Genomic DNA, 12,002 nt, shown 5'->3' with positions numbered 1-12,002 from the left:
TCGTCGTGGTGGCGGCGGGCCGGGGGGTTGATGCGTCAGCGGTTGCGGGGGAGGCCGAAGCCGGCCATTTCCTTCTCGTCGTAGGAGAGGAAGCCCAGGTCGCGGTAGAAGGCGTGGCTGACCTTGCCCTCGGGGGATGCCGCGTGGTCGGTGGAGAGGAGGAAGAAGCGGCAGTGCCGGTACCGCTCCTTCAGCGCTTCGAGCAGTGCGCGGCCTATGCCCTTGCGGTGGTGGGCGGGGTCGACGAGCAGGTCCTGGACGTAGCAGACGTGCTCGTCGTCGGAGATCGTCCGGGTCAGGCCCATGAGGTGCCCCGACTCGTCCCGGGCCGTCAGGACGAGGTGCGAGTTGGCCACCCCCCGACGCAGGCGCTCCGGGTCCGAGGTGTAGCCGACCCACTCGACCGAGTCGTAGAGGGCGAGCAACTCCCCTGCCTCGAAAGAGGTTTCCTGCCTGATGATCACGCGCTTCCCCTGTCCCGTCGGGTGTCCGGACGCCGGTCGTTCCATGATCTTGTCAGATGTGGATTGGCGCCTTTTAGGCCTTTCGAGTGGTGTTTGTCGGAAGATCGGCGCGCGTTGTGGGGGCTGTCCGGTTGCGACCACATCATGACGAATGTATTCAGATCCATCCGTCGGAACATCGCGAAATGAGGCGCTCGTCATGAACAACCGCAGCACCGTCACGTCGATCTGGACCACCGTCCTCGCCGCTCTGGTGGCGCTCCTCGGCCTCCTCGGCCTCGCCTCGAAGACGGCCCCGGTGGCCGCCGCGGCGGTTGCCGCTCCCGCCGTCCCCGCCGTGCGCCGGCCGGCCGTCGTGGCGCGGCGGACGTGGCGGGCGATGATGCGGGGAGGTTCGCTCCCGCCGACGATCAAGCAGCGGATCCGGGCCGAGGCTCACGGCAAGACCCCGTCCGTCCGCCGCTCGACCACTGCTGCCGCACTCGCCGGGAACACCGGTACCGCCGCAGGAACCGAGCCGGCCGTGACCCTCCCCTCCGGGCCGGTCTCCATGACGCCGCGCCGCGCCGCGGGCCGGGGTCAGCTGGGGCTGGCGGCATAGGAGAGTCCGTTCGCCGCAGCGAGCTCGGGAGCGGTCCCGGGTGTGAGGGCGGATGAGCGAGTGGCCGTGGGAGCGAGTGCCGCGGAAGAAGTGTGATGAAGAGGCACCCACGATGGACGTAGGGCCGGTGTCGGACGACCGGTGGTCGTAGGGCCGGAAGTGGACGTGGAGTACTGGGACCCGAACCAGTGGGCCCCGGAGTGGTGGAACGGAAGCGGTACGGCCTGGAGCGGCGGATCCGGAATCAGTGGAGCCGCATGCAGCAGGAGCAGGAGCAGCAGGAATGCTGTCAGGCAGATTGCCGCCGGCAGGGTCGGACGCTGTGGCCCGGAACCCGGCAGGCTTGGCTGACGTGACGGCATGCAGGACGAAGTCCGCCGTGCGAATTCCGCTGTACGAAGTACGGAGGACACGGGGCGCAGGATCAAGAAGGCGGCCGGATTCGTGAAGGGCGAAGCGCGAAGGCAAGCAGGCGAGACGTAGGGGCGCAGGCGCGCAGGGACGTAAGCGCGGGAACGTACGGTGTAGGAACGCGAGGCGCTTGAGCCCGGTCGGATGTGGCCGTGGATCGCGTCGCGAAGTGCCCCGGTAGTGGGGCACGGTTGGTCTGCCCCGGCGGGCGCCGGGGGCGTGCAGGGGGCGTGAAGCTTGGTATCGCAGGGCCGCATGCCCGGGAGACGGTGGGGTTCCCGGATGGCGCGGCCCTCTTCGGCATGTCCGGGGTGTGGGGATTTGGCGTAACGGTTCGCCCCTTGCGCGGCAGGGGTTTCGCCGGGGTTCGGGGCGCTGAGCCGTGGCGTCGGCGGAGCGAACGGGGTTTATCCGGGGTTGCTCATGCTTGCGGGGGAATGGGGGGCTGCGGGGTGGTTCGCCGGGGATTCGGTGGGCAACTCTGGTCTCGCGACGTCGTCAGCACACGGAACGACCGAGGCGGTCGGCCAACTGCCTCGTAGTACACCCGACTTCGGTTTCTGGAGGATTCAGACATGGCAAGCATCCGTACCGCCCGCGTCATCGCCGCCGTCGCCGCTCTCCCCCTCGCCGTCGCCCTCTGCGGCGGGGTGGCCTCGGCCGACAACGGCTCCTTCGCGAACGACGGATCGAATGCGAGCGTCGCAAGCATCATCGGCAGTGGTGTGGGCGGCAACAACCACGGCAACTCCTCCACCTCGCAACAGGTGGCCACCGGCTCCGGTGCGTCGAACCAGAACAACACCGCGCAGGTCAACGGTTCGGCCTTCACGGCGATCCACCAGGCCAACTCGAACATCGCGGTGAACTTCTTCCCCTGGTGACGGCAGTTCCCCTGGCCGCACAGGCGGCCGTGGACCGTTGAGGGCGCCCGTACGACCGGACCGGCTGGGGTCCGGTAGTGCGGGCGCTCCCGCATGCCCGGCGCCGCCCCCTCGGCTCCCGACCTTGACATCGCGACCAAATCTGACGGACAGTCAGGTTCACTCTTCTGATGTCCCGCCGGGAGGCCAGCGCCGTGCACCTCGCCCCGACCGAAGGCCAGTTGCGGCTCCGCGCCGAACTGCGCGCGTACTTCCAGGACCTGCTGCCGGACGGGGTGCCCGAGGACCCCGCAGCGCAGCGCGCGGCCCTGCGCCGGATCGGCGCCGACGGACTGCTCGGACTCGGCTGGCCCGTGGAGTACGGCGGCCAAGGGCGCGGCGCCGACGAGCAGTTCGTCTTCTTCGACGAGGCCTACCGTGCGGGCGCCCCCGTCTCCATGGTCACGCTCAACACCGTCGGCCCCACCCTGATGAAGTACGGGACCCAGCGGCAGAAGGACTACTTCCTGCCCCGGATCCTCAAGGGCGAGATCGTCTTCGCCATCGGCTACTCGGAACCCGAGGCGGGTACCGACCTCGCCTCGCTGCGCACCCGCGCCGTCCGCGAGGACGACGCGTGGGTGATCGACGGGCAGAAGATCTTCACGTCCAACGCGCAGAACGCGGACTGGATCTGGCTGGCCTGCCGTACCGACCCGGAGGCCCCGAAACACAAGGGCATCTCGATCGTCCTGGTACCGACGGACAGTCCGGGCTTCGCCTGGACCCCGATCGACACGGTCGGCGGTCTCACCACCACGGCCACCTACTACGACTCCGTGCGCGTGCCGGCCGGTCACCTCGTCGGCCCCGAGCACGGTGGTTGGGGCCTGATCACCAACCAGCTGAACCACGAGCGCGTCGCCCTGGCCGCCATCGGCATGCAGGCCGAGGACTTCTACGAGGCGGCGCTCCGCCATGCCCGTACCCCCGACCCGGCCACCGGCGAGCGTCCGGCCGACCGGCCGTGGGTGCGGTCCCGGCTCGCCGAGGCGCACGCCCGGCTGGCCGCCGTACGCCTCCTCAACTGGCGCCTCGTCCAGGACGTGGGCGCGGGCGCCCTCGCCCCCGGCGACGCCAGCGGGGTGAAGTTCCTCGGCACCGAGTCCACCGTCGAGGTGTACCGGATGTGTCAGGAGGTGGTCGGCGAGGACGCCCTGGTCAGGGGGCCCGACGCCTTCGCGGGGGGCGAACTGGAGCGGATGAACCGGGCCGCCCAGATCAACACCTTCGGCGGCGGGGTCAGCGAGGTCCAGCGGGAGATCGTCGCGATGATGCGGCTCGGTATGAAGGGGAGGAAGCGATGAGCGGGGCACAGGGCGCCGAGGAGGCGGACCCGTTCCACGAGCGGCTGAAGGCCTTCGAGGGGCGGCCCGCCGCCACCGGGGGGCGCGCCAAGGACGCGGTCAACGAGCCGATGATCCGGCATTGGTGCGAGGCGATGGGCGACGCCAACCCGGCCTACACGGGGCCCGATGCCATCGCACCACCCACCATGCTCCAGGCGTGGACCATGGGCGGGCTGTCCGGCCACACCGACCGGTCCTCCGCCCACGACGAGCTGTTCGCCCTCCTCGACGCCGCGGGCTGCACCTCCGTGGTCGCCACCGACTGCGAGCAGGAGTACCTGCGGCCGCTGCGCCCGGGGGACACCGTGACCTTCGATGCGGTGATCGAGTCGGTCTCGGCGCGCAAGACGACCAAGCTGGGCAGCGGGCACTTCGTGACGACCCGGATGAACGTCCACGCGAACGGCCGGCTCGCCGGAACGCACCGCTTCCGCATCCTCAAGTACGCCCCCGCCGCCAAGCCCGCCCCGGCCGCCGCCCCGAGCCCCGCCGCGGCCCCCGTCGACCGGAAGCCCGCCGCCCGCCGCCCCCGGCCGGTGATCAACCGCGACAACCGGGGCTTCTGGGACGGGGTCGCGCGGCATCGGCTCCTCATCCAGCGTTGCACCGGCTGCGCCGCCCTCCGCTTCCCCTGGCTCCCCGGCTGCAACGCCTGCGCCGGCACGGAGTGGGACACCGTCGAGGCCTCCGGCGCCGGCACGGTGTTCTCGTACGTCGTGATGCACCACCCCCCGTTCCCGGCCTTCGCGCCCCCCTACGCGGTCGCGCTCGTCGAACTCGCCGAAGGGGTCCGGATGGTCAGCAACATCACCGGAGTCCCCCACGACAAGGTGCGCATCGGGATGCCCGTCCAACTGGAGTTCCTGCGGGTCGACGAGGAACTGGAACTGCCCGTCTTCCGGGGAGGCGAGGGCTGATGGACTTCCACCCCACCGAGGAACAGGCCGCCGCGGCCGGGCTCGCCGCCACGATCTTCGGGGACCTCGCCACGCACGAGCGCCTCGCCGCCGCGGGAACCGGCAGCGACGCCGAGCTGTGGAAGGCCCTCACCGCCGCCGGACTCACCGCCGCGGTCGAGGACGTCGGCCTGCTCGGACTCGTCCTGCTGCTGGAGGAGCAGGGCCGCGCCACCGCCCAGGTGCCGTACGCGGCCACCTGCGCGTACGGCATCCTGCCCCTGGCGCGGCACGGCAGCGACGCGCAGCGCGCCCGCCTGCTGCCCGCCCTCGGTACGGGTGAGGCGGTGGTCTGCGGGGCCTTCCCCTCCCGCGGCCGGATCGCCGCCTCGCCGGAAGGGCGGCTCACCGGCACGGCGCCGTTCGTGCCCTGGCTGCGGGACGCCACGCACGTCCTGGTCCCGGACGCGGACCACGCCCTGTGGCTCGTACGGACCGACGCGCCCGGAGTACGGACCACCCCGGTGGAGACCACCGCCCCCTGGGCGGCCGGCCGGTTGGACCTGATCGGCGCCGACGGGGAGCGCCTCGGGGACGGCCCCGGGGCGTACGAGGACACGCTCGCCGTGGCCCGCACCGCCTTCGCCGGGCTCCAGGCGGGCGTCTGCGCCGGCTCCCTGGCCCGGGCCGTGGAGTACACCTCCACCCGCGAGCAGTTCGGCCGGCCGCTGTCCACCAACCAGGGCGTCATGCTGCGTGCCGCCGACGCGTACATGGACACCGAGGCGATCCGGGTCACCGCGTACGAGGCCGCCTGGCGCATCGACGCGGGGCTCACCGCGGACACCCACGCCCTGACGGCCGGCTGGTGGGCCTCGGAGGCCGGCAAGCGGGTCGTGCACGCGGGCCAGCACCTGCACGGCGGCATGGGCGCGGACCTGGACCACCCGGTGCACCGGCACTTCCTGTGGGGGCGCCAGCTGGACGCGTACCTGGGCTGCGGCAGCGAGCTGCTGGCCGAGCTGGGCACGCTCCTGTCCGAAGACGGCGCGGCGACCGCCGCGACCCCGGCCACCGAAGGGGACGACGCATGAACGCCGGCGACACACCGCTGAAGGTCGGCGACACGCTGCCGCCCCTGGAGATACCGGTGACCCGTACCTTGATCGTCGCGGGTGCCATCGCCTCCCGCGACTACCAGGACGTGCACCACGACGCCGTGCTGGCCCGGGAGAAGGGCTCCCCCGACATCTTCATGAACATCCTGACGACCAACGGCCTCGTCGGCCGGTACGTGACCGACCGGCTGGGCCCGCACACCGTCCTGCGCAAGGTCGCCATCCGCCTGGGCGCCCCCAACCACCCGGGCGACACCATGACCCTCACCGGGACCGTGACCGCCCTTGACGGGGGCATCGCCGAGATCGGGATCGTCGGAGCCAACGGCCTCGGTCGACACGTCACCGGAACGGTCACCGTGTCCCTGCGCCCGGGAGGCGCCGCATGAGCGTCCGCACCCGCGACGAACTCGGCGGCCGGGCCGCCATCGCCGGCATCGGCGCGACGGAGTTCTCCAAGGACTCGGGGCGCAGCGAGCTCAAGCTCGCGGTCGAGGCCGTGCACGCCGCCCTCGACGACGCCGGGCTGACCCCCGCCGACGTGGACGGCATGGTCACCTTCACGATGGACACCAGTCCCGAGATCACCGTCGCCCAGGCGGCCGGCATCGGGGACCTCTCCTTCTTCTCCCGGATCCACTACGGCGGCGGCGCGGCCTGCGCCACCGTCCAGCAGGCCGCTCTGGCCGTCGCCACCGGGGTGGCGGAGGTGGTCGTCTGCTACCGGGCCTTCAACGAGCGTTCGGGCCGTCGTTTCGGCTCCGGCGTCCAGCAGCGGGAACCGTCGGCGGAGGGGGCGGCCCTGGGCTCGTCCCTGCCCTGGGGCCTGCTCACCCCGGCCTCCTGGGTGGCGATGGCCGCCCAGCGTTACCTGCACGCGTACGACCTCACCCCCGAGGCGTTCGGCCACGTCGCCGTCACCGACCGGCGGCACGCCGCCAACAACCCCGCCGCCTACTTCCACGGCAAGCCCATCACCCTCGCCGACCACGCGGCATCCCGCTGGATCGTGGAGCCGCTACGGCTGCTGGACTGCTGCCAGGAGACCGACGGCGGCCAGGCCCTCGTCGTCACCACCACCGAGCGGGCGCGGGACCTGCGGCGGGCTCCCGCCGTGATCACGGCCGCCGCGCAGGGTGCCGGGCGCCGCCAGGAGGCGATGACCTCCTTCTACCGCGACGACCTCACCGGGCTCCCGGAGATGGACGTGGTCGCCCGCCAGCTGTGGCGCACCAGCGGGCTGCGCCCCTCGGACATCGACGTCGGCATCCTGTACGACCACTTCACCCCGTTCGTGCTGATGCAGTTGGAGGAGTTCGGTTTCTGTGGGCCCGGTGAGGCCGCCGACTTCGTGGCCGCCGACGCGCTGCCGCTCAACACCCACGGCGGTCAGCTCGGCGAGGCCTACCTGCACGGCATGAACGGCATCGCCGAGGCCGTCCGCCAGCTGCGCGGCACCTCCGTCAACCAGGTCGGGGGAGCCGCGCACGCCCTGGTCACGGCGGGTACCGGGGTGCCGACCTCGGGGCTGATCCTCGGCGTCGACCGCTGACGTACGGGTGTCGGGGACGCGACCTCCGCCCACGGGAGCCGGGCCGCGTCCCTCCACCTTCAGGAGGTGGGGCACGGCCCGGTCCTACAACCTGAGATGGACCCGCCTTCGGCACCTGGGGCCGATCCGGTGGGCCCGGGCCCCTTCTAGCGTGGAGTCATGACCACGCCTGTGTGCACGCTCGCCTCGAACCCGACGCCGTACCCGTCGTTCTCGGCGTACGTACGGACCCGCGGCACGGTCCTGATGCGCACCGCGCGCTCGCTCACCGCCAACCCGTGCGATGCCGAGGACCTGCTCCAGACGGCACTCGCCAAGACGTACGTAGCCTGGGACCGCATCGAGGACCACCGCGCCCTGGACGGCTACGTCCGGCGGGCCCTGGTCAACACCCGCACCTCCCAGTGGCGCAAGCGCAAGGTCGACGAGTTCGTCTGCGACGAGCTCCCGGAGGTCGAGGAGCCGCCGGCCGCCGATCCCGCCGAGGCGCAGGCCCTGCGCGACGCGATGTGGCGTGCCGTGACCCGGCTGCCCGACCGTCAGCGGGCCATGGTGGTGTTGCGCTACTACGAGGACCTGAGCGAGGTGCAGACCGCCGAGGTGCTCGGGGTCTCGGTCGGCACCGTCAAGAGCGCCGTTTCCCGGGCCCTGGTCAAGCTCCGCGAGGACCCGGAACTGACCCCGGTGCGCTGAGCATCGGCCCGTTTCACGTGAAACGTCCGGCCGTTCCACGTGAAACGTCCGCCCGTTCCACGTGAAACATTCGCTGTTTCACGTGAAACAGCGCCGCACACGACTCCGCACGGTGATCGTCGCAGCTGTTTGTACTCCCGGGTAGTGACAGACCGACCGGTATGTGCGCAGAATCGGCAGCATCCGAAAGCCGCCGCAGCGCCGCAGCGCTCACCGGGAGGACGCTTTGCTGAGCACCATGCAGGACGTACCGCTCCTCGTCACCCGCATACTTCGACACGGGATGACGATCCACGGAAAGTCCCAGGTCACGACCTGGACCGGGGAGGCCGAGCCGCACCGACGCAGCTTCGCCGAGATCGGTACCCGCGCCAACCGTCTGGCCACCGCCCTGCGCGACGAGCTCGGCGTCCGGCAGGACGACCGCGTGGCAACCCTCATGTGGAACAACGCCGAGCACGTCGAGGCGTACTTCGCGATTCCGTCCATGGGCGCGGTCCTGCACACGCTCAACCTGCGGCTGCCTCCCGAGCAGCTGGTCTTCATCGTGAACCACGCCGTGGACCGGGTCGTCCTGGTCAACGGCACCCTGCTGCCGCTCCTCGCGCCGCTGCTGCCGCACCTGCCGACCGTCGAGCACGTCGTCGTCGCGGGCATCGGCGACCGCTCCGCCCTCGACGGGCTCGACGTGCGCGTGCACGAGTACGAGGAACTGATCGCGGGCCGCTCCGACCACTACGACTGGCCCGAGCTGGACGAGCGCCAGGCCGCGGCCATGTGCTACACCTCCGGCACCACCGGCGACCCCAAGGGCGTCGTCTACTCCCACCGGTCCATCTACCTGCACTCCATGCAGGTCAACATGGCCGAGTCGATGGGGCTGAGCGACAAGGACACCACCCTCGTCGTCGTCCCTCAGTTCCACGTGAACGCGTGGGGCCTGCCGCACGCCACCTTCATGACCGGCATCAACATGCTGATGCCCGACCGGTTCCTCCAGCCCGCCCCGCTCGCCGAGATGATCGAGCGCGAGAAGCCCTCCCACGCGGCGGCCGTTCCCACCATCTGGCAGGGACTGCTGGCCGAGGTCACCGCCCACCCGCGGGACCTGACCTCGATGAAGCAGGTCACCATCGGGGGCTCGGCGTGTCCGCCCTCCCTGATGGAGGCCTACGACCGGCTCGGCGTCCGGCTGTGCCACGCCTGGGGCATGACCGAGACCTCGCCGCTGGGCACGATGGCGCATCCCCCGGCGGGCCTGAGCGCCGAGGAGGAATGGCCTTACCGGGTCACCCAGGGCCGCTTCCCGGCGGGCGTCGAGGCACGCCTCGTCGGCCCCGGCGGCGACCACCTCCCCTGGGACGGCGAGTCCGCGGGCGAGCTGGAGGTGCGCGGCACCTGGATCGCGGGCGCGTACTACGGGGGCGCGGCCGGTGAACCCGAGCGTCCCGAGGACAAGTTCAGCGCCGACGGCTGGCTCAAGACCGGGGACGTCGGCGTGATCAGCGCCGACGGCTTCCTCACCCTGACCGACCGGGCCAAGGACGTCATCAAGTCGGGCGGCGAGTGGATCTCCAGCGTCGAGCTGGAGAACGCGCTGATGGCCCACCCCGAGGTGGCCGAGGCGGCGGTCGTCGCCGTCCCGGACGACAAGTGGGGCGAGCGTCCACTGGCCACCGTGGTCCTCAAGGAGGGCGCCACCGTGGACTACGCGGGGCTGCGCGACTTCCTCGCCGGGTCGATCGCCAAGTGGCAACTGCCGGAACGCTGGAGCCTGATCGCCGCCGTACCGAAGACCAGCGTCGGCAAGTTCGACAAGAAGGTGATCCGCAAGCAGTACGCGGAGGGCGTCCTGGACGTCACCACCCTCGGCTGACCGGGGCCGTGGCCGGGGCGGTCAGCCGCGCGTGAGCCACGGCCGCAGCAGCCTGCTGACGGCGGGCATGGCCACGTAGGTCATCAAGGTGCTGAAGACGACCGCGAACGCGGCCGTCCGCAGCACGAAGTGGAGGTCCACCAGGTACGGCCCGAGCACCGCGTTGCCCGCCAGCGAGATCGGGAAGATGGCCAGCCCCGAGCTGATCACCATCTTCCAGCGCGGCGGCGCGGGCCGGGTCGTGCCCGGCTTGGCGAACCAGGTCTCCATGCCGTGCAGTTCGCGCCGGGCTATCTCCGTGTGGTGGTGGCCGAGGCAGTTCGAGAACCATTGCGCCCGCTCGGACGAGTCCTGCCAGCGCCGCAACGCGTCCTGGTTGCGGAAGCGGTGCACGAGGAACCACGGCCCGCCCTCCACCGCGGGCCGGAACAGCCCGTACCCGAGGTGATCCGGGAAACCGGCGGCCGTCTCCAGGATCCCGTGCGCCCACGCCTCGAACGTCTCCTCGTGGCCCGGCTCCACCTGCCGGGCTATCAAGAGGCTCACTTCGCCGTTGTCGGCGGGGACGGTCTGCTCGGACGTGTCGGTGATGGCCATCGGCCCAGGATGACTAGTTGGTGCCGATCTTGGCCAGCAGGTCCACGATGCGGCCCTGTACGTCCGTGGTGGTGGCCCGCTCGGCGAGGAACAGCACGCTCTCCCCCGAGGCCAGCCGCGGCAGTTCGGACGGCTCGATGCCGGCGGTCGTGTAGACGACCAGCGGAGTGCGGTTCAGCTGCCCGTTCGCGCGCAGCCAGTCCACGATCCCGGCCCGCCGGCGCCGGACCTGCATCAGGTCCATGACGACCAGGTTGGGCCGCATCCGGCTCGCCAGTTCCACGGCGTCGGTGTCGGCGCCCGCCCGCGCGACCTGGAGGCCGCGCCGCTCCAGCGCCGCGGTCAGGGCGGTGGCGATCTCAGTGTGCTCCTCGATCAGCAGCACCCGGGAGGGGTGCTGCTCGCTGTCGCGCGGCGCCAGCGCCTTCAGCAGCACGGCCGGATCGGCCCCGTACGCCGCCTCCCGCGTGGCATGGCCCAGCCCGGCCGTGACCAGTACGGGCACCTCTGCGGCCACCGCCGCCTGACGAAGCGACTGCAGGGCGGTCCGGGTGATCGGACCGGTCAGCGGGTCGACGAACAGCGCCGCGGGGAAGGCCGCGATCTGGGCGTCGACCTCCTCGCGCGAGTGCACGATCACCGGGCGGTAGCCGCGGTCGCTGAGCGCCTGCTGGGTCTGCGCGTCGGGAGCGGGCCACACCAGCAGCCGGCGCGGGTTGTCCAGCGGCTCGGGCGGCAGTTCGTCGTCCACGGGCCGCGGTACGGGCCGGTTGACCACCTCGACGGCGCCACCGGGGCCGTCCAGCGGCTCGGGTCCCTCGTCGGATCCCGCCTCCGGGGCCCCTATGGCGAAGGCGCGTCCCTGGGGCGCGGGTTCGGAGAGCCGACGACGCCGGCCCGAGCCGGAACCGCCCTGCCCCGCGCCGTTGGTGTCGCCCGCGCCGGGGTCCACGGAGATCCCCTGGCCCAGGGTGCCGAGCGCGCGCACGCTGATCGGCTGCCCGGCGGTCGCCGGGGCGCCACCGGGGCGGCGCGCACCGGGGACGGCGGCCGGGGCGGCCGCCCCGTCGTCCTCGGAAGCGGTACGGGCCGACGGCACGGGCCAGGCCGGGGCGGCGGGCACCCCGCGGCGCCTGCCGGTCGGGTGCGCGGGGTCCTCGGCGTCCTCGGCGGAAGCCTCGGGGACCTCGGGATCGGCGCCCGCGGGCGCGCCGAGCACCCTGCGGCCACGGCGCCCGCCCGACGGGTCCGCGTCGGCGTCGGCCTCGGCGGGAGCGGGGGCCGAACCCGCCATGGCGGGGGCCTGCGGAGCGGCCGGAGCCGGACCGGCGGGCAGCGCGAAGCCGCCCTCGGGAGCGATGGGCCGGGGCGCCGCGAGCCCGGCCGCCGGAACGGGACCACCGGGCTGCGCCGCCGGAGCGACGGGGCCCAGCGCCCGGCGGCGTCCGGCCGGATGCTCGGTGACGGGGACCGGGGGCACCGTCGGTACGGGCGGCAGCGCGGGCATGCCGGTGCCCTGCGG

At 72.2% G+C, this 12,002-nt stretch carries 12 protein-coding genes; 9 read left to right on the top strand and 3 right to left on the bottom strand.

The annotated features are described in order from the left end of the window. Positions 1-35: 35 nt before the first annotated feature. On the bottom strand, positions 36-464 hold the full coding sequence (locus NOD94_RS20715) for a GNAT family N-acetyltransferase (protein ID WP_281207497.1): 429 nt from the start codon (positions 462-464) through the stop codon (positions 36-38). A 199-nt stretch (positions 465-663) separates the two neighbouring features. Between NOD94_RS20715 and NOD94_RS20710 the strand changes: the two genes are divergently transcribed. From NOD94_RS20710 to NOD94_RS20670, 9 genes are all read left to right on the top strand, one after another. Further along, entirely contained in the window at positions 664-1,065 is a 402-nt protein-coding gene (locus tag NOD94_RS20710) for a DUF6344 domain-containing protein (RefSeq protein WP_281207496.1), read from the top strand. A gap of 986 nt (positions 1,066-2,051) precedes the next feature. Continuing rightward, entirely contained in the window at positions 2,052-2,360 is a 309-nt protein-coding gene (locus NOD94_RS20705; protein ID WP_281207495.1) for a hypothetical protein, read from the top strand. Positions 2,361-2,554: 194 nt separating this feature from the next. After that, positions 2,555-3,706, top strand: a complete 1,152-nt coding sequence (locus NOD94_RS20700) for an acyl-CoA dehydrogenase family protein (RefSeq protein WP_281207528.1) — start codon at positions 2,555-2,557, stop codon at positions 3,704-3,706. Continuing rightward, on the top strand, positions 3,703-4,665 hold the full coding sequence (locus tag NOD94_RS20695) for an OB-fold domain-containing protein (protein ID WP_281207494.1): 963 nt from the start codon (positions 3,703-3,705) through the stop codon (positions 4,663-4,665). The genes NOD94_RS20700 and NOD94_RS20695 overlap by 4 nt, the downstream gene beginning before the upstream one ends. Then, positions 4,665-5,738, top strand: a complete 1,074-nt coding sequence (locus NOD94_RS20690) for an acyl-CoA dehydrogenase family protein (RefSeq protein WP_281207493.1) — start codon at positions 4,665-4,667, stop codon at positions 5,736-5,738. Before NOD94_RS20695 ends, NOD94_RS20690 begins: the two co-directional genes overlap by 1 nt. Before the next feature lie 17 nt (positions 5,739-5,755). Further along, complete coding sequence (locus NOD94_RS20685; protein ID WP_281207527.1) at positions 5,756-6,151, top strand: MaoC family dehydratase; 396 nt, start codon at positions 5,756-5,758, stop codon at positions 6,149-6,151. Continuing rightward, positions 6,148-7,314, top strand: coding sequence for a lipid-transfer protein (locus NOD94_RS20680; RefSeq protein WP_281207492.1), 1,167 nt, complete (start codon positions 6,148-6,150; stop codon positions 7,312-7,314). Before NOD94_RS20685 ends, NOD94_RS20680 begins: the two co-directional genes overlap by 4 nt. Before the next feature lie 159 nt (positions 7,315-7,473). Continuing rightward, positions 7,474-8,007 (top strand): SigE family RNA polymerase sigma factor, encoded by a 534-nt coding sequence (locus tag NOD94_RS20675; protein ID WP_281207491.1) that lies wholly within the window; start codon positions 7,474-7,476, stop codon positions 8,005-8,007. A gap of 226 nt (positions 8,008-8,233) precedes the next feature. Next, positions 8,234-9,883, top strand: a complete 1,650-nt coding sequence (locus NOD94_RS20670) for a long-chain fatty acid--CoA ligase (protein WP_281207490.1) — start codon at positions 8,234-8,236, stop codon at positions 9,881-9,883. Positions 9,884-9,904: 21 nt separating this feature from the next. On the opposite strand, the gene NOD94_RS20665 is transcribed toward NOD94_RS20670, so the two are convergent. Continuing rightward, positions 9,905-10,480, bottom strand: a complete 576-nt coding sequence (locus NOD94_RS20665) for an antibiotic biosynthesis monooxygenase (protein ID WP_281207489.1) — start codon at positions 10,478-10,480, stop codon at positions 9,905-9,907. A 13-nt stretch (positions 10,481-10,493) separates the two neighbouring features. Further along, on the bottom strand, positions 10,494-12,002 hold a 1,509-nt coding region (locus tag NOD94_RS20660), incomplete at its 5' end, for a response regulator (protein ID WP_281207488.1).

The sequence above is a fragment of the Streptomyces sp. Isolate_45 genome (assembly GCF_024721315.2).
Classification (GTDB): Bacteria; Actinomycetota; Actinomycetes; order Streptomycetales; family Streptomycetaceae; genus Streptomyces.
The sequence above is the reverse complement of the archived record's forward strand: the minus strand, read 5'-3'. Positions and strand labels throughout refer to the sequence as shown.

What these genes read in the sequence shown, in the direction of transcription:
- NOD94_RS20710 (WP_281207496.1), top strand. Translation starts at nt 664, where the DNA reads ATGAACAACCGCAGCACCGTCACGTCGATCTGGACCACCGTCCTCGCC.
- NOD94_RS20705 (WP_281207495.1), top strand. Translation starts at nt 2,052, where the DNA reads ATGGCAAGCATCCGTACCGCCCGCGTCATCGCCGCCGTCGCCGCTCTC.
- NOD94_RS20695 (WP_281207494.1), top strand. Translation starts at nt 3,703, where the DNA reads ATGAGCGGGGCACAGGGCGCCGAGGAGGCGGACCCGTTCCACGAGCGG.
- NOD94_RS20690 (WP_281207493.1), top strand. Translation starts at nt 4,665, where the DNA reads ATGGACTTCCACCCCACCGAGGAACAGGCCGCCGCGGCCGGGCTCGCC.
- NOD94_RS20680 (WP_281207492.1), top strand. Translation starts at nt 6,148, where the DNA reads ATGAGCGTCCGCACCCGCGACGAACTCGGCGGCCGGGCCGCCATCGCC.
- NOD94_RS20675 (WP_281207491.1), top strand. Translation starts at nt 7,474, where the DNA reads ATGACCACGCCTGTGTGCACGCTCGCCTCGAACCCGACGCCGTACCCG.
- NOD94_RS20665 (WP_281207489.1), bottom strand. Translation starts at nt 10,480, where the DNA reads ATGGCCATCACCGACACGTCCGAGCAGACCGTCCCCGCCGACAACGGC.